At 39.9% G+C, this 20156-nt stretch carries 20 protein-coding genes; 13 read left to right on the plus strand and 7 right to left on the minus strand.

Features of this window, described 5'->3' with window-relative positions:
* Nucleotides 1-563 precede the first annotated feature (563 nt).
* Nucleotides 564-1262 carry a FadR/GntR family transcriptional regulator gene (locus tag SC428_RS17215; protein WP_070929795.1) on the plus strand — a complete coding sequence of 233 codons (699 nt, stop codon included), beginning with the start codon at nt 564-566 and terminating at the stop codon, nt 1260-1262.
* A gap of 48 nt (nt 1263-1310) precedes the next feature.
* Nucleotides 1311-2720, plus strand: coding sequence for a multidrug transporter subunit MdtD (mdtD, locus tag SC428_RS17220; RefSeq protein WP_070929796.1), 1410 nt, complete (start codon nt 1311-1313; stop codon nt 2718-2720).
* Here mdtD and rbsR read toward each other — a convergent pair.
* From rbsR to rbsD, 6 genes are all read right to left on the minus strand, one after another.
* Complete coding sequence (gene rbsR / locus SC428_RS17225; RefSeq protein ID WP_175442587.1) at nt 2717-3718, minus strand: ribose operon transcriptional repressor RbsR; 1002 nt, start codon at nt 3716-3718, stop codon at nt 2717-2719. The two genes, mdtD and rbsR, sit on opposite strands and share 4 nt — an antisense overlap.
* Nucleotides 3719-3721: 3 nt before the next feature.
* Nucleotides 3722-4651: a ribokinase gene (rbsK, locus tag SC428_RS17230; protein WP_070929797.1), complete on the minus strand. Its 930-nt coding sequence runs from the start codon at nt 4649-4651 to the stop codon at nt 3722-3724.
* 80 nt (nt 4652-4731) lie between these two features.
* A complete protein-coding gene (gene rbsB, locus SC428_RS17235; protein WP_140179979.1) occupies nt 4732-5622 on the minus strand; it encodes a ribose ABC transporter substrate-binding protein RbsB in 891 nt (296 codons plus the stop codon).
* Between the two features lie 20 nt (nt 5623-5642).
* Nucleotides 5643-6605 (minus strand): ribose ABC transporter permease, encoded by a 963-nt coding sequence (gene rbsC / locus SC428_RS17240; RefSeq protein WP_140187336.1) that lies wholly within the window; start codon nt 6603-6605, stop codon nt 5643-5645.
* Nucleotides 6602-8116, minus strand: a complete 1515-nt coding sequence (rbsA, locus tag SC428_RS17245; protein ID WP_140187334.1) for a ribose ABC transporter ATP-binding protein RbsA — start codon at nt 8114-8116, stop codon at nt 6602-6604. The genes rbsC and rbsA overlap by 4 nt, the downstream gene beginning before the upstream one ends.
* 7 nt (nt 8117-8123) lie before the next feature.
* Nucleotides 8124-8543 (minus strand): D-ribose pyranase, encoded by a 420-nt coding sequence (gene rbsD, locus SC428_RS17250; protein ID WP_070929799.1) that lies wholly within the window; start codon nt 8541-8543, stop codon nt 8124-8126.
* 403 nt (nt 8544-8946) lie between these two features.
* On the opposite strand from rbsD, the gene ravA reads away from it, so the two are divergent.
* Together ravA and viaA are read left to right on the plus strand one after the other, a co-directional pair.
* Nucleotides 8947-10470: an ATPase RavA gene (ravA, locus tag SC428_RS17255; protein ID WP_070929800.1), complete on the plus strand. Its 1524-nt coding sequence runs from the start codon at nt 8947-8949 to the stop codon at nt 10468-10470.
* Entirely contained in the window at nt 10463-11920 is a 1458-nt protein-coding gene (viaA, locus tag SC428_RS17260) for an ATPase RavA stimulator ViaA (RefSeq protein WP_318709155.1), read from the plus strand. Before ravA ends, viaA begins: the two co-directional genes overlap by 8 nt.
* A gap of 3 nt (nt 11921-11923) precedes the next feature.
* On the opposite strand, the gene asnA is transcribed toward viaA, so the two are convergent.
* The gene (gene asnA / locus SC428_RS17265; protein ID WP_140179971.1) at nt 11924-12916 is read right to left on the minus strand and encodes an aspartate--ammonia ligase; all 993 of its coding nucleotides are present in this window, start codon (nt 12914-12916) and stop codon (nt 11924-11926) included.
* A 161-nt stretch (nt 12917-13077) separates the two neighbouring features.
* Here asnA and asnC point away from each other — a divergent pair, with 161 nt between their 5' ends.
* The 9 genes from asnC (at nt 13078) to atpH (ending at nt 20156) form a co-directional block, all read left to right on the plus strand.
* Complete coding sequence (gene asnC / locus SC428_RS17270) at nt 13078-13539, plus strand: transcriptional regulator AsnC (protein ID WP_070929802.1); 462 nt, start codon at nt 13078-13080, stop codon at nt 13537-13539.
* Nucleotides 13540-13630: 91 nt separating this feature from the next.
* Nucleotides 13631-14071 carry an FMN-binding protein MioC gene (gene mioC, locus SC428_RS17275; RefSeq protein ID WP_140187332.1) on the plus strand — a complete coding sequence of 147 codons (441 nt, stop codon included), beginning with the start codon at nt 13631-13633 and terminating at the stop codon, nt 14069-14071.
* A 379-nt stretch (nt 14072-14450) separates the two neighbouring features.
* Entirely contained in the window at nt 14451-16340 is a 1890-nt protein-coding gene (gene mnmG / locus SC428_RS17280) for a tRNA uridine-5-carboxymethylaminomethyl(34) synthesis enzyme MnmG (protein WP_070929804.1), read from the plus strand.
* A gap of 2 nt (nt 16341-16342) precedes the next feature.
* Complete coding sequence (gene rsmG, locus SC428_RS17285) at nt 16343-16966, plus strand: 16S rRNA (guanine(527)-N(7))-methyltransferase RsmG (protein ID WP_140179967.1); 624 nt, start codon at nt 16343-16345, stop codon at nt 16964-16966.
* 602 nt (nt 16967-17568) lie between these two features.
* Complete coding sequence (gene atpI / locus SC428_RS17290) at nt 17569-17946, plus strand: F0F1 ATP synthase subunit I (RefSeq protein WP_070929806.1); 378 nt, start codon at nt 17569-17571, stop codon at nt 17944-17946.
* A gap of 33 nt (nt 17947-17979) precedes the next feature.
* Complete coding sequence (gene atpB, locus SC428_RS17295; RefSeq protein WP_070929807.1) at nt 17980-18798, plus strand: F0F1 ATP synthase subunit A; 819 nt, start codon at nt 17980-17982, stop codon at nt 18796-18798.
* A gap of 45 nt (nt 18799-18843) precedes the next feature.
* A complete protein-coding gene (gene atpE, locus SC428_RS17300) occupies nt 18844-19083 on the plus strand; it encodes a F0F1 ATP synthase subunit C (protein WP_004393045.1) in 240 nt (79 codons plus the stop codon).
* A 56-nt stretch (nt 19084-19139) separates the two neighbouring features.
* Nucleotides 19140-19610: a F0F1 ATP synthase subunit B gene (gene atpF, locus SC428_RS17305; protein ID WP_070929808.1), complete on the plus strand. Its 471-nt coding sequence runs from the start codon at nt 19140-19142 to the stop codon at nt 19608-19610.
* Nucleotides 19611-19622: 12 nt separating this feature from the next.
* The gene (gene atpH / locus SC428_RS17310; RefSeq protein ID WP_070929809.1) at nt 19623-20156 is read left to right on the plus strand and encodes a F0F1 ATP synthase subunit delta; all 534 of its coding nucleotides are present in this window, start codon (nt 19623-19625) and stop codon (nt 20154-20156) included.

Below are 20156 nucleotides of genomic sequence, written 5' to 3' on the forward strand. Positions count from 1 at the left end.
GTGTTTGATGCTCAAAGAATGTTTTACTGTCGCCTGATTTCCGAAGAAACCAGATTACCTATTAGTTCATATGTATATGAATTAACGTGTTAGTCACTCTTCAAGACTTTAAAATCAAATATTTTTTGATAGTGTCTTGTGAGTGCCCACACAGATTGTCTGATAAATTGTTAAAGAGCGTTGCGACATTTTGATAATTTTTATCAATTAACTTCCTAGGATTTAATTACTTAGGTCGTTGTCGCGAGGTGTCGTATACTACGTTTTTCTATCAGAAAGTCAAGTAATTATTTTCAACCTTTTCTTTCTTTTTTCACCTCAACTGTCATCGGGGTTATTTTTCAAACCTCACCACCGGAGCGGCTTGCCGTGTCAGTGGATGCGCATTATAGGGAGTCAGAAAATTCTGGCAACCCCTTTTTTGCATTTTCTTTTCGTTAGCGTTTTTTTTCATCAAAATGGTGAAAAATCAGCTAAACCCAACGTGAAATTGATTATTTCAGCAGCAATTGCTCGCCTACTCACGTAATATAATCGCTTAGAGTTACGTATTGGGATTAATTATGGAATTTAGTGAGCAGCAAACTGCTTCGCAAAAAAACCTTTCTTATGTTATTGCAGAACAGCTTGGTCAATTGATACTCAAAGGCACTTATTCACCTAGTTCAATACTTCCTAATGAAGTAGAACTCGCTGATAAGTTTCAAGCTAGCCGGACAGCAATAAGAGAAGCCGTTAAAATTCTAGCGGCTAAAGGCATGTTATTAGCTCGTCCACGCATTGGAACACGAGTGATGCCTTCTTCACATTGGAACTTTTTGGATCAAGATCTACTTAAATGGTGGATTAATAGTGGCGAGCAATCCGTTGTTATTAAGCATTTCCATATTGTACGCCTCGCGATAGAGCCTCAAGCCTGTTATCTTGCTGCTCAAAATGCTACCGATGAACAAAAGCAATCGCTGAAATTATTAGCAAATGAAATGCAATTACTCGCAAAACAATTTGATAGACAGCATTGGATTGATGTTGATCACCGTTTTCATCTCGCCATTTATGAAGCTTGCGCAAATCCATTTTTACTTTCTTTTGCGAATTTGTTCCGTTCGGTTTATCAATTTTACTTTGATGCGATAACGGAGAATGATGTGATTGAAGTTGATATCCATAAACAGCTGGCCAATGCCATAATAAAATGTAATAGCGCCAAAGCGTTCGATCTTTGCTATAAGTTATTAACCATTACAGGGAAACAAACCTAACACGATAACTTCCATGTTTGCTTTAACTTTCTATTTAATAGGTTACCGATGTTAAAAACAGCCAAAAGCATGTCAGGTCTTCCATGGATTGCGGCAATGGCATTTTTCATGCAAGCCCTTGATGCAACCATTTTGAATACGGCTCTACCTGATATCGCCAAGAGTCTTCATCACTCGCCACTTGCTATGCAGTCAGCTATTGTGAGCTATACGTTAACTGTAGCACTGTTAATACCAGTAAGTGGCTGGTTTGCAGATCGATTTGGTACACGCCGTATTTTTATTATTGCCGTTTCCTTGTTTTCATTCGGCTCTCTTTTATGTGCATTATCACCATCACTCACATTCTTAGTCACATCGCGAGTTATTCAGGGTATTGGTGGTGCAATGATGATGCCTGTTGCACGTTTAGCGTTGATCCGTGCCTATCCGCGAAGTGAATTATTACCCATTTTAAATTTTGTCACCATTCCAGGCTTAGTTGGCCCAATACTCGGCCCTCTATTAGGTGGAATATTGGTAACCTATGCAACATGGCATTGGATTTTTATTATCAATATACCAATAGGTGTATTAGGAATTTTATACGCGTTAAAATCCATGCCTGATTTTAAAATGCCAAAACGTAAATTTGATGTCCTTGGATTTATCTTATTCGGCTTTGGTTTAGTCATGCTATCGGTGAGCTTAGATTTATTTAGTGATGCTTCACTTTCTAACTATGTCCCTACATCCCTTGTTCTTGGCGGCTTTTTTTGTTTGTTCCTATATATTTTCCATGCAAGACGCATTAAGCATGCCATCATTCCATTAAATTTATTTAAAACGCGCACTTTTAGTATAGGTATCAGTGGCAATATAGCGACTCGCTTAGGAACAGGCAGTATTCCTTTTCTAATGCCACTCATGTTACAGGTTGGTTTTGGCTACGAAGCTGTTATTGCCGGTATGATGATGGCACCAATGGCGATTGGTTCGATTATTGCGAAGTCTTCGGTCACAGGCATACTCACTAAATTTGGCTATCGTAATACGTTATTTACTGTAACTGTGATTATCGGTTTTATGATAGCTCAGTTTTCCTTGCAATCACCGAGTATGTCCATTTATTTATTGGTGCTACCTTTGTTTGTGCTTGGTATGGTGATGTCGACTCAATTTACGGCCATGAATACTATCTGTTTAGCTGATTTAACCGATAATAACGCCAGTGCTGGTAATAGTATGTTGGCCGTTACTCAACAGTTATCAATCAGTTTCGGTATCGCAGTCAGTGCGGCAATATTGAGCTTTTATGAAGGCAAACCCGGTGGGAATACGGTTGATAATTTCCATTACACCTTTATCACTATTGGCGTTATTACCTTACTTTCTGCATTTGTCTTTTTATTGTTAAAGAAAAATGATGGGCAAAATCTAATAAAAAGTAAGGCTAAACAAGCAGCCGATAAAAGCTAACGATATTTAACCGATTGGCGCTCAATCAATTTGGGCGTCAATACTAAAACATTTGCAGAAGCTTCAGGGTTATCCATCCTAAAAATAAGCTGATTAACGGCTAATTTACCAAGTTCATCTTTCGGTTGATGGATTGTCGTTAATGGCGGGATCATATACGGTGATAAATCGATATCATCATAGCCAATAATTGAAATATCATCAGGGACTTTTAACCCTTGGCGAAATACCGCCTGATAGGCTCCCACTGCCATTGCGTCATTACCCGCAAAAATCGCTTTTGGTGGGTTAGCAAGCTCTAACAGCTTATTCATTGACTCAAAACCACCAGCAAACTCGAAGTCACTAAAAATAATATATTCATCAGGGATAGATAGCGAAGCTTGTTTCATCGCGGCTAGAAACCCTTGAAAACGTGCTTGAGCTGGTGATTTATCTTGTGGGCCAGCGATACAAGCTATTTGAGTGAAACCCGCTTCAATCAAATAACGCGTAGCCATTTCGCCACCAAGAAAGGAGTTATCTTGAATAATATCACCTCCAGATTCGAAAGGTGACCAATCCATCATCACGGTAGGTACTGATGGATAGCGTGAAAGGACTTCTTTTGATGGTCCTTGAGCCTCTGTACACATGATCAATAAGCCATCAACCCGCTTTTGTAATAAGGTTTCTAAGCTGTGATTCATCCGTTGAAGATCGCCTTCTGTGTTACACAAGATCAAGCTATAACCTAATTCATAGCAACTGCGTTCTACACCACGTACCACTTCGGCATAGAAGGGATTATTACTTGTTGTCAGTAGCATCCCAATCGTATTAGTGCGATTCATTTTTAAGCTGCGGGCAAGCGCTGACGGCGCATAATTTAGCTGCTCGATTGCATTTTTTACCCGCAATGTCACGCTTTCGCTAACATAACGATTTTGATTGATGACATGAGAAACTGTGGATGTTGATACACCTGCAAGGCGCGCAACATCTTTCATTGTTGCCACAAGCTATTCCTGTTGAGTTAAAAAGGTATCAATTTCATTGCGCCATGGCACAGAAGGCTGAGCACCTGCGCGAGTTACCGCAATAGCAGCGGCTGCATGGGCAAAACGAACTGCTTGTGTATCATTTTTTCCCTCAAGCAATGCCGTCACATAAGCCCCATTAAAGGTATCTCCAGCTGCAATAGTATCGACGGCTTTGACTTTAAATCCAGCAATAATTTTGCCTAATTTACCTTTTTCACTAAACCACACACCTCTAGCGCCTAATGTGATTATCACTTTACTAATACCTTTATCATGCAAGGCTTGAGCCGCAGCTTGAGCACCATGATCATCATTAACAGCAATACCTGTTAAATGCTCTGCTTCCGTTTCATTTGGCGTAATAATATCAACCAGTGCAAGCAATGAATCAGGAAGCGCTTGAGCCGGAGCAGGGTTTAATATTACTTTAGTATTATTTTTTTGTGCGATCTCAGCGGCTAGTTGTACTGCCTCAATTGGCGATTCTAATTGCATAAGAACAGCATCAGCATCAATGATTTTTTGTTGGTAGTGATTAACCCGCTCAGTTGTTAAATGTGCATTTGCACCTGCATGGATACCAATAACGTTTTCACCTTGCTGATTGACAAATATCAGCGCAACACCTGTCGTTTCATTTTTAACAGCATCAATACATTCAATATGTATGCTATCTGTTTCCAGTTGTTTTTTAATATTTTGCCCAATGCTGTCGTCACCAACACAAGCAATAAATGTTATATCCGCACCACTTCGACCAGCAGCAACAGCCTGATTAGCACCTTTACCACCAAATGCAACTTGGTAATGATTTCCCCTAACAGTTTCACCGGGTTGGGGAAATTGCTCAATATTCAAAATATGATCAGCATTGATACTACCTAAAACAACAAGTTTAGCAGTGCCCATAACATCAAGTTCCTTGTATTCTTTTTTAATTCAATCAGCAGAGCAAACCGCCGTTAATTACAACGGCGGTTTTTTAAGTTTTATTTTTTTACAACCAATTCCAATTCAACAGGAACGGTTGGCTCTACTTTTTCACCTTTTAGGATCTTATCGGCGATTTGCACACCTACAATACCGATTTGATCAGGACGTTGTGCAATAGTGGCCCCTAATTTACCGCCTTCAACTGCTTTAATACCATCATTGGTACCATCAAAACCAACCACTAATACATCATCACGACCCGCGGTTTGTAACGCTCTTAATGCCCCTAAAGCCATTTCATCATTTTGAGCAAAAACAGCCTGCACAGCAGGATGCGCTGTCAGTAGGTTTTGCATCACGTTCAAGCCTTTTGTTCTATCAAAATCAGCTGGTTGGCTTGCTAGCACATTGAATTTATGTTCTTTAGCCCCTGTATTGAAGCCTTCACCACGTTCACGTGCTGCTGAGGTACCTGTAATACCTTCTAGTTGAATAACTTTGGCATCATTACCGGTTTTTTGTGCAATAAAGTCAGCAGCCATTTTACCGCCCATGCGGTTATCAGATGCGACATGGCTAACCACTTCCCCTTTATTCGCAGCACGATCAAGTGTGATCACAGGGATTTTTGCTTTATTTGCCATAATAATGGCATTACCAACCGCATCTGAATCCGTTGGGTTAATCAACATCAGTTTAGTGCCACGAACGGTTAAATCCTGAACGTTAGCTAACTCCTTCGCTGGATTATCCTGTGAATCCAGTACAATCAATTCATAACCAAGTTTATCAGCTTCTTTTTGGGCGCTGTCTTTCATAGTTACAAAGAATGGGTTATTCAGCGTTGAAATCACTAACGCAATACTCTCTTTTGCCATTGCATTAACACTAACAGTTGCGGTTAACGCCATTACTGATAATAAGGTTGCTAACTTTTTCATTTTCATAATCAGATTCCTGTAGGGTATTATTTTTTGTTATCAACGAGTACGGCAAGCAGAATTACGACGGCTTTTACAATCATTTGATAGTTGGACGATATGCCTAATAAGTTTAGGCCATTGTTTAAGAAACCTAAGATCAGCGCACCAATTAAAGTTCCCACAATGCGGCCTTTACCACCAGCAAGACTTGTGCCCCCAAGCACAACCGCTGCAATTGCATCGAGCTCATAGCCATTTCCAGCCATCGGCTGCGCAGAAGAGAGACGAGCAACTTCAATTACACTCGCTAATGCTGCTAATAGGCCACAAAGGGAGTAAACAATAATTTTAATGCGGTCAACATTGATACCGGATAAGCGAGTAGCTGATTCATTACCACCTAGGGCATAAATATAACGACCTAAACGAGTGTGGTGTAATAAATACCATGCTGCGGCAAAGACAATGATCATCAGCCAAATTGGCGTTGGAATACCTAATGGACGGCCAATACCAAACCAACCAAATAAATCGGCATTATCACTAAATCCTGTATTGATTGGGCTACCATCCGTATAAACCCGAGTAACACCACGCAGTAATAACATCATTACCAAAGTGGCAATGAAAGCTTGTACCTTACCTTTTGCAACGATCACCCCTGTACATGCCCCAATTGCAGCACCAAGCGCAAGTGCACCAGCGACAGCAACAAAAGCATTAACATCCGCTCCAACCATTGAAGCAGCAACAGCACCTGTTAGTGCCAGCAATGATCCAACCGATAAGTCGATCCCTGAAGTCAAAATAACCAATGTCATACCAACTGCCATGATCGCATTGACTGAAGTCTGCTGTAGAATATTAAACAGGTTATTAAGGGTAAAAAAATTGGGGCTAAGTGATGAAACAATGGCAATTAATACTAATAAAGCAATAAGCGATTTTTGCTCCATTAACCATTCTTTGCTGAACCAGCGTTTTGATGTTGTGTTATTCGATGTCATGCTGATAACTCCTGAGCTGATCCGTAACTTTTCCCAACAGCCGCTGCCATGAGAACTTCTTGTGTCGCTTGTTTAGCTGAAAATTCACCACTGATATGCCCTTCGTGCATAACAAGAATGCGGTCACTCATTCCAATCACTTCTGGCATTTCAGAAGAGACTAAAATGATACTCAGCCCTTCTTTCTTAAACTGGTTAATTAACTGATAGATTTCTTTTTTTGCGCCAACATCCACGCCACGTGTTGGCTCATCTAAAATCAACACTTTAGGTCTGGTCATCAAACCTCTAGCAATAGCCACTTTTTGCTGATTACCACCTGATAAGTTGCCGATGATTTGATCCATAGATGGTGTTTTAATATTAAATAGACGGATAAAATCGCCGACAGTTTGCTGTTCTTCTTTATGATTAAGATTTCCACCAGCACGGCTAAAATAACGTAACGCAGTTAAAGACATGTTTTCTTTTACTGACATACCAAGCACTAAACCATCACGTTTACGATCTTCAGAGATATAAACAATACCGTTATTTAATCCGTCTTGAGGGGTTTTTAAGGAAAGCGTTTTACCTTCTAGGCGTATATCACCTGATTTTTTGGGTGAGGCACCATAGATAATCTTCATTAGTTCAGTGCGCCCAGCCCCCATAAGTCCTGAAACGCCTAAAATCTCACCACTGCGTAGAGAGAAATTGGCATGTTCTACACCCACGCCTGATAAATTTTCAACTTGTAAACGCACCTCACCAACAGGAATATCAATGCGTGGATATTGGTCTTCTAATTTACGACCAACCATCATTTCGATTAATGTTTCTTCTTCTAATTCATTCACTGATTTCTCACCAATGAATTGCCCATCCCTGAAAACCGTCACATCATCACAAATTTCAAAGATCTCTTTTAAACGATGAGAGATATAAACAATGCCACGACCTTGTGTTTTAAGTTCTTCAATAACACGGAATAATGAAGCGGTTTCAGTATCTGTTAATGCATCCGTTGGCTCATCCATAATAATAACTTGGGATTCAAAGCTTAATACTTTCGCTATCTCAACCATTTGCTGCTCACCAATAGAGAGTTCAGCGATCAGCTGGTGGCTGTCATAATCAAGATTAAGGCGTTTTAGGAGCTTATCGGACTCACTAAACATCGTTTTCCAATCAATTTTGCCAAATCTATTCACAAATTCACGGCCGAGAAAAATATTTTCAGCAATGGTGAGTTCAGGAATTAGATTCAGTTCTTGATGGATGATACCAATACCAGCTTCTTGTGAATTCTTAGGACCATGGAAGACTACTTCTTTACCTAAATAACGGATAGCGCCGGCATCTTTACTGTAGATCCCTGTTAATACTTTCATCATGGTGGATTTACCCGCACCATTTTCCCCAACAAGAGCCATCACTTTCCCGGGGTAAACTTTAAGAGCGGCTCCATTTAGCGCTTTTACACCCGGAAAAGATTTATCAATACCGATAAGTTCTAATAAAGGTTGCATATACACCTCAGAAAGTCACACCAGAACAGAGAATTACATTGGCAAAAGGTGAACATTCCCCTGTTCTAATAACGGCTTTACTGTCGCGTGTTAGCTGTTTAAAGCTTTCATGGCTACAATATTCCACCTCTATAGCTTTTCCTTGAGTTAGCTCTAACGCTTTTAAATGTGTCAATATTGCCTGTTCCATCTGAGGATTAATGGTCGTAATTTCCCCTGCCAAAATCACTTTTTCTATCTGCATTTCCTGCGTTACCACATTCAATACAGACATAAAATCAGGTAAACCATGGGTGACTGCTAGATCTATTCGCTCAACTTGCTGAGGGATAGGCAGCCCAGCATCAGCAATAGTGATATGGTCTGTATGGCCTAACTTAGCAATCACTGACGTAATATTAGAATTAAGCAATATACCTTTCTTCATTGTTCCCGCCATTTCCTTGTTAGCGAAACGTTTCGCTAAACTTAATCATAGATAAAAAATTGAACAACTCAATCTTATTACGCAAGATTTGTGATCGTTATCGAAACGTTTCGTTGACAAAAAAAAGTACTAAAAAAATGAATGTATTGAATTAATTAAGGCTGAATCGTTTTTGTGATTAAATTAGAAGTATAGCTAAGCATTCAATATGTAAATTGCTTGGAATATAGATAAATATGCAACTAGAACGAGTAAATGAAGCCAGCAATGCTGTGATTTGAAATATGACGAACATATTAGCAATCAAAGAAAAATGACAAAATACGTTGCACTATTTGTCTTAAGATCGCTAACCTAGGGAATATATTGCCTAAGTAATAATTAAAAGCATCAAGGAAAAAACATGCAGCTAGCGGAACGAATTGCCCAACTTAGCAACTATCTTGAAAGTGGCTTATATGAACGCCAACATGCGATCCGTTTATGCCTACTTGCAACGTTAAGTGGAGAAAGCGTTTTTCTTTTAGGGCCTCCAGGTATCGCTAAAAGCTTAATTGCACGCCGCATGAAGTATGCATTCCGTCATGCTAATGCATTTGAATATTTAATGACCCGATTTTCCACACCGGAAGAGATCTTTGGTCCACTCTCTATTCAAGCCTTAAAAGATGAAGGTCGCTATCAACGCCTAACAAAAGGTTATTTACCTGATGCTGAAGTCGTATTTCTAGATGAAATTTGGAAAGCAGGCCCCGCTATATTAAATACCTTACTGACAGCAATAAATGAGCGCAAGTTTCGTAATGGCGATGGTGAAAGTAATATCCCGATGCGATTACTCGTCACCGCTTCTAATGAATTACCCGACGCAGATAATAGCTTAGAAGCTCTATTCGATAGAATGTTAATACGTATTTGGCTGGATAAAGTCCAAGAAAAACAAAATTTTCGTGCGCTATTAACCAGTAAATCATTACCAGATGATTCGTTAGTACCTGAACATTTAAAAATCAGCGATGATGAATATTATGAATGGCAGCAACAGATCCCCCTAATTACGCTGCCCGATCACTGTTTTGAGTTGATTTATCAGCTACGTCAACAATTAGACGCAACCGATAAACAACTCTATGTTTCCGACCGACGTTGGAAAAAAGCGATTTATTTGCTACAAGCCAGTGCCTTTTTTAATGGCAGGAATACCATTTCACCTCTCGATATTATCCTGCTAAAAGATTGTTTATGGCATGACATGCAATCAATGAATGCATTACCTCAATTACTAAAATCAATTCTGGAAGAGGATGGATGGCAGCAAAGAAAATTATCACGTGAAATGGAGATGCTCTATCAAGAATGGACATCATCAACTCAAGATCAAAACAACCAGAATGCTTTTAAAGTCAATAAAAGCACACCTATGTTTGCTCGACGTCCAACCTATACATTACCTGAAGATATTCAAGAAGGTCGCTTAACACTGTTTTTACACAAACCATTACAGCTGCATGATATGAAAGTGACCTTTATTACCACTGACAAAAAGCTGTTAACCCAATTTTTAACTAAAGGAACAACACTCTCAGCTCACCTAAATGGGATTGGCTTTGCACAAGAAATTGCTGCTGAAATTAATAATTTGAATCAAATACAATTACTTGATGTTAGCCATCAAACCTCAACGCTCTATTTACAGCAGTCAGCAACCCGTGTAGATAAAACTGACAATACTGTTTGGTTAGAAAAGCTTGATAAAATCCAACAAGATATCCAGTCAGCACGATATCAATTTGAAAAACAGCAACCTAATCTGTTTATAGAATCCTATTGGCTAGCAGGTATAGAAGGAAGCTTTATTAAACTTTCAGAAAAGCTGTCACAGTTACGTAATCAAATAACTGGCAAAGTGGCGGACAATAATGCTTAGTTTAGCCACGCTAGACTTATTGCTCTCAGTAAATGAAAGCCAACTAATAGAAGAGATTATTATATCTCTTCTCGCTACACCTCAATTAGCCGTTTTCTTTGAAAAACATCCGAGATTAAAAAAAGCATTGTTAAAAGATTTGTCTGAATGGAAAAAGGATCTCAAACAAAAGTTACAAGATGCATTAGTTCCTGCTCAATTAACCGAAGAATTTCAGCTTTACCAACAATCCTTGGGTCAACCAACGACATTATTTTTTGAACAATTGCCCTCGCTAATTGAAAAGTTAGAGAAAATTGATTCGCCTTTTTATGCAGAGGCAAGCAAATTAAGTTCAGGAAAAATAGATAATCGTAGCGCTAGACAAAGCTTATTTATTCAGCGTTGGCGAATTAGCTTAATTTTACAAGTCACCACCTTACATAAAGAATTATTAGAGCAAGAAAAAGAGCAATTATTGGCTGAATTGCAACGCCGGTTGGCTTTAAGCGGCAACTTAGAAGAGATTTTAGGCGAAAATGAAAGAGCCGCAGGACGATTATGGGATTTAAGTAAAGGACTCAATACCACTTCTGCTTATAACGATAAATTATTAAATCGTTATAGTGAGTTTTTACGCCAGCAGCCTGAATTAGAAAAAATTGCACAATTACTCGGTCGAAGCCAATCCGCCCGTTCATTACCTGAAGATAGCATTCTTTTAGAACCAGTCACTATTATGGAAAAAGTCCCAGAAACTGTTCCTGAGCAAGTTGATGGTATAGGACAAAGTGACGATATCTTGCGATTGTTACCCACTGAGCTAGCAATGCTAGGGATAGAAGAAATCGAATTGGAGTTCTATCGTAAGTTATTGGAAAAACAACTCCTTACTTATCGTTTACAAGGAGAGAGTTGGCAAGAAAGGCATGTGCTACGCCCTGTCACTCATCATCAAGATGAAGAGCAACCAAGAGGCCCTTTTATTGTTTGTATAGATACATCAGGGTCAATGGGAGGATTGAATGAACGTTGTGCAAAAGCATTTTGCCTTGCTTTGATGAAGATTGCGCTAGCGGATAATCGTTCTTGCCACGTTATGTTATTTTCCACTGAAATTGTTCACTATGATCTACTCTCAGTGGATGGATTAGAGCAATGTATGCGCTTTTTACATCAAACATTTCGTGGAGGTACTGATTTAGCGGCTTGCCTTCAAGAAACAGTGAAAAGATTAGAGTCCCCTTCGTGGGCAGATGCTGACGCAGTGGTAATTTCTGATTTTGTTTCTCAACGTTTACCAGATGAGTTAGTTCAGAAAATAAGATCGCTACAAAAGGTAGGAAAATACCGCTTCCATGCGGTATCAGTCTCAAATTATGGGAAGCCCGGTATCATGAAAATATTTGATCATATCTGGCGCTTCGATACCGGGTTAAAAAGTAGATTACTGCGCCGTTTCAGTCGCTAGAGACTAAAGCATACCTGCAACTGATTCACGCATCTCAGGTGACCAAACACCACACTGAACCTGACCAATATGCTGACGTTGTAGGAGAAGCATCACTAAACGTGATTGGCCAATTCCACCGCCGATAGTTTGAGGCATTTTGCCTTGAACCAATGCTTGGTGCCAATCTAGCTCCATACGTTTCTCATCACCTGTTAACCCTAACTGGCGAGTCAAGCATTCAGGGCTAACACGGATCCCCATTGAAGAAATTTCAAATGCATCTTGTAAAACAGGGTTCCACACAATGATATCGCCGTTCAAGCCTTTAAAGCCTTCTTCGTTTTCAGTAGTCCAGTCATCGTAATCAGGAGCACGTACATCATGTGCTTCGCCACTAGAAAGTTTACCGCCGATACCGATCAAGAAAACAGCCCCTAATTCTTTAGCAATCGCACGCTCACGGCCTTTCGCATCTAAATCAGGGTAACGTTGTAACAGCTCTTCACTGTGGATAAAGTGAATTTGTTCTGGCAGGAACGGTGCCAGTCCAAATTCAGTACTAATAGCGGCTTCTGTTTGTTTTATTGCCTGATAGATTTTACCCACTGTCTGCTTCAGATAAGGAAGTGTACGCTCCTCATCTGCCATCACTTTTTCCCAATCCCATTGGTCGACATAGACGGAATGGATTGGTGTTAAGCGATCTTCGTCCGGACGTAACGCTTTCATATGTGTATACAGTCCTTGGCCTTGTTTAAAATCGAAACGACCTAATGTTTTACGTTTCCATTTAGCCAAAGAGTGAACCACTTCAAAGGTTGCATCAGGAATTGATTTCACTTTCACTTGAACGGCTTTTTCATGACCTGATAAGTTGTCCTGAGTACCATCACCTAAACGACTCAGGATAGGTCCTTGAACTTCAATTAAGCCAAGCTCTTTTTCAAGCAAACGTGAGAAATAAGATTTAACAAAGCTGATTTGCTGTTGTTGTTCGATAAATGATTTGTCCATTGTGTTCACCCATAATTTGTTAGCTGTGTTAGCCGATGTGTAGATTAAGCAACAAAATGGGGCATAAATTCAATATACATCATTAAAAAAACACTTTATCGTTTATTTTATTTAAAAAAATAGGTATAAAAATAACAAATCGTTAAAATAGAGGGTTAATAATGCCTGAAAATTATCAAATCGATAATCTCGATCGTGACATACTTCACGAGTTAATGAAAAATGCACGAACCGCTTACGCCGAATTAGCGAAAAAATTCTCTGTTAGCCCAGGAACAATTCACGTTCGTGTTGAAAAAATGAAGCAAGCAGGGATCATTACCGGAACTCGCATTGATATCAGCCCGAAACAACTCGGCTTTGATGTCTGCTGTTTTATTGGCATTATTTTAAAAAGTGCCAAAGACTATCATACAGCACTCAAAAAATTGGATGCTTTAGAAGAAGTGGTTGAGGTGTATTACACAACAGGCCAATACAGTATTTTTATCAAAGTAATGTGTCGATCGATCGATTCCCTTCAAGATGTACTTATCAACAAAATTCAAACGATTGATGAAATTCAATCCACAGAAACGCTGATCTCGCTACAGAACCCGATCATGAGAACGATTAGCCCTTAAAAAAAAATTTATATAACCACATTATCCACAGGTAGATCCCAGCTCATTCACAGCGTACAATAGTGCCTTAATATTGCTATTGGGAATCACCATGACAAAAGTAACCCTAATAAGTGGCAGCACAATGGGTAGTGCTGAATATGTTGCAGAGCATATGGCAGAGATCTTAGAAGAACTTGGCTATGAAACCGATGTGCAACATGGTCCTGATTTAGATTCACTACCTAATGAAGGCTTATGGCTGGTGGTGAGCTCTACTCATGGTGCAGGTGATCTCCCTGAAAGTATTCAGTCTTTCGCTGAAGAAATAGAAGCTCAATCACCTGATCTTAGCAATATTCAATTTGGATCTGTTGGTATTGGCAGTTCGGAATACGACACCTTCTGTGGTGCGATCCATAAATTGAACACGTTATTACAAGATCATGGTGCAAAAAAGATCGGTGAAACACTCGAAATTGATGTACAGCAGCATGAAATCCCCGAGGATCCAGCAGGGGTATGGGTTAAAATTTGGGCAAACGAACTCTGATTTGCTTAAAATAACATCGATCGACTGTGGATAACTCTGGTAAGATCACGGTATTAACCCGTAGTTATCCATAGTATAAGTTTTAGGACATCCGTAGCCTGTGTATAAGTACCCTTTTTGATCCCAGCTTATACGCAAAAGGATCACGGATCATTCACAGTATATGATCCTTTACACTTTGATGATCTTTAAAGTGAATATTCAGTTATCCACAGATATCGATGATCCTAATAAAAGATCTAATAAAGAGATCTTTAAATAAAAAGATCTTTATATTATAAGGCACGGATCAACTGGGCTTGGTCTATCCTTAAAACTTGAGTAGAATTCCTCTCCTCAAATGCGACACTCAGCATTTTTCTAACGTTAAGGTTCACACATGTTTTATCCAGAGCAATTTGACGTCATCGTAATTGGTGGTGGTCATGCCGGCACAGAAGCAGCAATGGCAGCTGCACGTATGGGGCGTCAAACCCTATTACTGACTCACAATATTGATACATTGGGCCAGATGTCTTGCAACCCAGCCATCGGTGGGATCGGTAAGGGGCATCTGGTAAAAGAAATTGATGCACTTGGCGGCTTAATGGCAATCGCCACTGATAAAGCAGGGATCCAATTTAGAACCCTCAATGCCAGTAAAGGGCCTGCTGTTCGTGCAACTCGAGCACAAGCAGACCGTGTTCTTTATCGCCAAGCAGTTAGAACAGCTTTAGAAAATCAGCCTAACTTAATGATTTTTCAACAACCAGTTGAAGACTTAATTGTTGAGAACAATGTAGTCACAGGTGCTATAACCCGTATGGGTTTGAAATTTAAAGCTAAAGCAGTGGTATTAACCGTAGGGACTTTCCTTGATGGTAAAATCCATATTGGTTTAGAAAATTACAGTGGGGGTCGAGCTGGTGATCCACCTTCGATTTCTCTGTCTCAACGTTTAAGAGAATTACCGTTACGAGTTAATCGTTTAAAAACAGGAACACCACCACGTATTGATGCACGTACTATCGATTTCAGTCAATTAGGTCAGCAACTGGGTGATGACCCAATGCCTGTGTTTTCTTTTTTAGGATCTCAAGATCAACATCCACAGCAAATGCCATGCTATATCACGCATACTAATGAGAAAACACATGATGTGATCAGAAATAACTTAGATCGCAGCCCAATGTATGCGGGGATCATTGAAGGGATCGGCCCACGTTATTGCCCTTCGATCGAAGATAAAGTCATGCGTTTTGCTGATCGTGACACTCATCAGATCTTCTTAGAGCCTGAAGGGTTAACCAGTAATGAAATATATCCAAATGGTATATCCACCAGCTTACCATTTGATGTACAAATGCAAATTGTTCACTCCATGAAAGGAATGGAGAATGCTCGGATCGTTCGTCCTGGTTATGCGATCGAGTATGATTTCTTTGACCCTAGAGATCTAAAACAAACGCTAGAAAGCAAATTTATCAATGGACTATTCTTTGCTGGTCAAATTAACGGTACTACAGGGTACGAAGAAGCAGGTGCTCAAGGTTTATTAGCAGGTTTAAATGCTGCTCAATATGCTTTTGATTTAGAAGGTTGGTTCCCACGTCGCGATCAAGCCTACATGGGGGTATTAGTCGATGATCTTTGTACTTTAGGTACAAAAGAACCTTACCGTATGTTCACCTCCCGTGCAGAATATCGTTTAATGCTACGTGAAGACAATGCCGATCTCCGCTTAACAGAAAAAGGTCGTGAACTAGGACTGGTTGATGATGTTCGCTGGGCTCATTTTAATCATAAAGTTGAGTTGATTGAAAAAGAACGCCAACGCTTAAAAGATATTTGGGTTCACCCTAAAGCAGAAGGGCATGATGAAATTGACCAAATATTGTCCGTTCCTTTGTCTAAGGAAGCAAATGGGGAAGATTTATTGCGTCGCCCTGAGATGGATTACCAAACACTAATATCGCTCAGTCGTTTTGCTCCTGGTATTACTGATCCTCAAGCTGCCGATCAAGTAGAAATCCAAGTCAAATATGAAGGTTATATCGCTCGTCAGCAAGAAGAGATCGAGCGTCAATTACGCAATGAAAATACGTTACTGCCTGTTGACCTTGATTATAAGCAAGTGAAAGGTTTATCGAATGAAGTTATGGCTAAATTGAATGATCATAAACCAACATCGATTGGCCAAGCATCTCGAATTTCAGGGATCACACCAGCGGCTATTTCTATTTTGCTTGTCTGGTTGAAAAAACAAGGTATGTTGCGTAGGAGCGCTTAACGATGAGTTTATTAGTACAACTAACTCGTTTAGCAAAACAAGCTAGTATTGAACTGACAGAGAAGCAATTACAACAACTTGTCGGATATGTTGAACTATTAGATAAGTGGAACAAAGCTTATAATTTGACATCAGTTCGTGACCCTCAACAAATGTTGATCCGCCATATTATGGATAGCATAGTGGTGAACGGTCAGCTCAAGGGAACATCATTTATTGATGTTGGTACAGGGCCTGGGTTACCTGGAGTCCCACTTGCTATTGTGCGCCCTGATTCACATTTTGTTTTATTAGATAGCTTAGGTAAACGAATTCGTTTTCTGAAGCAAGTGCAACATGAGTTAGGACTAACTAACATAGAACCGATTCAATCACGTGTTGAAGAATACCAACCCGATATCGGTTTTGATGGTGTGATCAGCCGTGCATTTGCTTCTTTGAGTGACATGTTGAATTGGTGCCACCATCTCCCTAGCTCTTCAGGAAAATTCTACGCCTTGAAAGGTGTGGTACGTGAAGAAGAGTTAGCGGAGTTACCTGATGGTTTCTTAGTTGACTCTGTCACTGAATTGAAAGTACCTGAACTTGATGAGCAGCGTCATTTAGTCATTTTATCCTTAAAATAAAGTTGCTTTGTATCAATAAAATTTTATCTTTTAGAGCTTTAGCAGTCGCATTTACAATGTTACTGCTATTTTTATTTTCAGCTCTATTTTATCAATTCGGATTTTACGTGATATTTACACGGTAATAACGAATAACTATCAAAAATAAACATTTGGAACTAAAAAATATCTCTAAATGGATATTTAGGATAAAACACAACTGTGCTTCTAATGATTAATAATGAAATATTTGATTTATTAAATCTTTTTTTTGATTAAAAATTATCGCTTTTAATTATTTGATTTACTGCTCAAATATTTTTTTTGTGTATAGCAAAGCGAAGAGCTGCAAATAAAGAACGGAATAATTATTGTGATATTAGTCACAAAAAAATGTTTGTGCATGTCGAGTCATTAACTATTTATTAATTATTATTGCGACATTTCTGCGCTATCTCGAAAAAATTAAATATTTATTCACCTTTTCGCTACTTACTGATTGAATTCATTTCGCCTGCCCGTATAATTTGCTCGTTTTTGTCTCTTGACACATTTAAGCAAAGGCAGTTTTATACAACACTTAGCGTTTCTGAGGCTGAGAACAGCTGGGAGTACAAAAAGTTATGTCTGTATCCCTTTATGACAACAAGCACGCGGTAAAGCTGTTGTCTCTTCAGCTAATAACTTTTGTTATCCTCAGTGGGGCTTTCTGTGCAAATAGTATAGAATGGGGGGCCTCTGCTCTTGCGGGTGGTTTAGCATGCTGGTTACCAAATATCGTATTTATGCTGCTAACCCACTTCCAGAAAGCAAAAGAAGAGGATGAACCTGTCCGCATTGCCTGGTTCTTTGCATTAGGAGCAGGGTTAAAGGTTGTGACAACCATAACTGTGTTAGTTGTTGCTTTCGGTGTGTTTAAAGCGTCATTAACACCACTGGGTTTGACCTATTTAGCGGTGCTAATTGTTCAGATTGTTGCACCAGCCGTTTTTAAACGGTAAGTATTTTTAAACTACAAAAGGGTAAGAGGCATCATGTCTGCATCAGGAGAAGTGATGACTACAAATGAGTACATAGGTCACCACCTGAGAAACCTTCAGTTGGATCTAAGTACCTTTAAGTTGGTCGATCCCCACGCTAGTCCAACGTTCTGGACGTTGAACATTGACTCGCTTTTTTTCTCGGTAGTTCTCGGGGCATTGTTCCTGTGGCTATTTAGAAAAGTTGCTGTCAATGCGACTAGTGGCGTACCCGGTAAGTTACAGACTGCAATAGAACTGATCATTGGTTTCGTTGATAACTCAGTCCGTGATATGTATCACGGTAAGAGCAAAGTTATTGCCCCTCTGGCTTTAACCGTGTTCGTCTGGGTATTTTTAATGAACCTTATGGATTTACTCCCTATCGATTTCCTTCCGTATATTGCTGAGCATTATCTCGGGTTACCTGCATTACGTGCAGTACCAACCGCAGATGTTAGTGTCACTTTATCGATGGCGATTGGTGTGTTTATCCTGATCCTCTTCTACAGCATTAAGATGAAAGGAATTGGTGGATTTACGAAAGAGTTGACTCTTCAACCTTTTAATCATCCAGTCTTTATTCCTATCAACTTAATTCTTGAAGGGGTAAGCCTGCTGTCAAAACCTGTATCACTCGGTCTGCGACTGTTTGGTAACATGTATGCAGGTGAATTGATCTTTATTCTTATCGCTGGTCTGCTACCGTGGTGGTCACAGTGGTTGCTAAGCCTACCTTGGGCTATCTTCCACATACTGATTATTACGCTACAAGCCTTTATATTTATGGTTCTGACTGTTGTCTATCTATCGATGGCATCTGAAGAACATTAATTTCACTATTAATATTGTCTTAACTGAAACAAACTGGAGACTGTCATGGAAAACCTGAATATGGATCTGCTGTACATGGCTGCTGCTATTATGATGGGCTTAGCGGCGATCGGTGCTGCGATCGGTATCGGCATCCTAGGTGGTAAATTTTTAGAAGGTGCTGCTCGTCAGCCGGATTTAATCCCTCTGCTGCGTACTCAGTTCTTTATCGTTATGGGTCTTGTTGATGCTATTCCGATGATTGCTGTTGGTCTGGGCTTGTATGTAATGTTCGCTGTTGCCTAACTTTTGTTACAGAACACTAAGAACATTAACTCATTAATTAACAAGAGGTATTGTCTGTGAATCTAAATGCAACAATCCTCGGCCAGGCTATCGCGTTTGTCCTGTTTGTTTGGTTCTGTATGAAGTATGTATGGCCACCGATTATGGCGGCCATAGAAAAACGTCAAAAAGAAATTGCTGATGGTTTATCTTCCGCAGAACGTGCTAAAAAGAACCTGGAACTGGCGCAAACCGACGCAACCGACCGACTGAAAAAAGCGAAAGCAGAAGCTCAAGTCATCATCGAGCAAGCGAATAAACAACGCAACCAGATGATTGAAGAAGCCAAAGCAGAAGCTGAAACAGAGCGTGCAAAAATCGTCGCACAAGCTCAAGCAGAAATTGATGCTGAGCGTAAACGTGCACGTGAAGAGCTACGTAAACAGGTTGCGATGCTTGCTGTCGCAGGTGCCGAGAAGATCATCGAACGTTCCGTGGATGAAGCTGCTAACAGCGACATCGTTGATAAACTAGTCGCTGAACTGTAAGGAGGGAGGGGCATGTCTGAAATCGCTACTGTAGCTCGCCCCTACGCCAAAGCAGCTTTTGACTTTGCTGTGGAAAACCAGTCTGTTGAAAAGTGGCAGAATATGCTGGCCTTCACCTCTGAGGTGACGCGCAATGAACAGGTTGGTGAGTTACTTTCTGGTTCTATTGCATCAGAAAGATTAGCTAAAACGTTTATCTCTGTTTGTGGAGATGAAATTGACGAGCATGTTCAAAATCTGATTCGAATTATGGCTGAAAATGGGCGTCTAAGTACGCTACCAGAAGTGCTGGCTCAGTTTATTCAACTGCGTGATGCTCTGGAATCAACGATTGAAGTTGATGTTATTTCTGCTAGCGAATTGAATGAACAGCAGTTAGCTAAAATTTCTGCCGCGATGGAAAAACGTCTGTCACGCAAAGTTAAGCTGAATTGCAAAATTGATAAGTCTGTTATCTCTGGAGTGATTATTCGTGCGGGAGATCTCGTCATTGATGGGAGTATCCGCGGTCGCTTAGATCGTCTAACAGACGTCTTGCAGTCTTAA

The organism is Providencia sp. 2023EL-00965, assembly GCF_033550225.1.
GTDB lineage: Bacteria > Pseudomonadota > Gammaproteobacteria > Enterobacterales > Enterobacteriaceae > Providencia > Providencia manganoxydans.

Bases quoted from the DNA above. Each gene is read 5' to 3' on its own strand.
- atpE (WP_004393045.1), top strand. From the start codon at position 18,844: ATGGAAAACCTGAATATGGATCTGCTGTACATGGCTGCTGCTATTATG.
- asnC (WP_070929802.1), top strand. From the start codon at position 13,078: ATGCCTGAAAATTATCAAATCGATAATCTCGATCGTGACATACTTCAC.
- rbsK (WP_070929797.1), bottom strand. From the start codon at position 4,651: ATGGGCACTGCTAAACTTGTTGTTTTAGGTAGTATCAATGCTGATCAT.
- atpI (WP_070929806.1), top strand. From the start codon at position 17,569: ATGTCTGTATCCCTTTATGACAACAAGCACGCGGTAAAGCTGTTGTCT.
- ravA (WP_070929800.1), top strand. From the start codon at position 8,947: ATGCAGCTAGCGGAACGAATTGCCCAACTTAGCAACTATCTTGAAAGT.
- mdtD (WP_070929796.1), top strand. From the start codon at position 1,311: ATGTTAAAAACAGCCAAAAGCATGTCAGGTCTTCCATGGATTGCGGCA.
- rbsB (WP_140179979.1), bottom strand. From the start codon at position 5,622: ATGAAAATGAAAAAGTTAGCAACCTTATTATCAGTAATGGCGTTAACC.
- rbsC (WP_140187336.1), bottom strand. From the start codon at position 6,605: ATGACATCGAATAACACAACATCAAAACGCTGGTTCAGCAAAGAATGG.
- asnA (WP_140179971.1), bottom strand. From the start codon at position 12,916: ATGGACAAATCATTTATCGAACAACAACAGCAAATCAGCTTTGTTAAA.
- rsmG (WP_140179967.1), top strand. From the start codon at position 16,343: ATGAGTTTATTAGTACAACTAACTCGTTTAGCAAAACAAGCTAGTATT.
- rbsA (WP_140187334.1), bottom strand. From the start codon at position 8,116: ATGCAACCTTTATTAGAACTTATCGGTATTGATAAATCTTTTCCGGGT.
- SC428_RS17215 (WP_070929795.1), top strand. From the start codon at position 564: ATGGAATTTAGTGAGCAGCAAACTGCTTCGCAAAAAAACCTTTCTTAT.
- rbsD (WP_070929799.1), bottom strand. From the start codon at position 8,543: ATGAAGAAAGGTATATTGCTTAATTCTAATATTACGTCAGTGATTGCT.
- atpH (WP_070929809.1), top strand. From the start codon at position 19,623: ATGTCTGAAATCGCTACTGTAGCTCGCCCCTACGCCAAAGCAGCTTTT.
- mioC (WP_140187332.1), top strand. From the start codon at position 13,631: ATGACAAAAGTAACCCTAATAAGTGGCAGCACAATGGGTAGTGCTGAA.
- mnmG (WP_070929804.1), top strand. From the start codon at position 14,451: ATGTTTTATCCAGAGCAATTTGACGTCATCGTAATTGGTGGTGGTCAT.
- viaA (WP_318709155.1), top strand. From the start codon at position 10,463: ATGCTTAGTTTAGCCACGCTAGACTTATTGCTCTCAGTAAATGAAAGC.
- atpB (WP_070929807.1), top strand. From the start codon at position 17,980: ATGTCTGCATCAGGAGAAGTGATGACTACAAATGAGTACATAGGTCAC.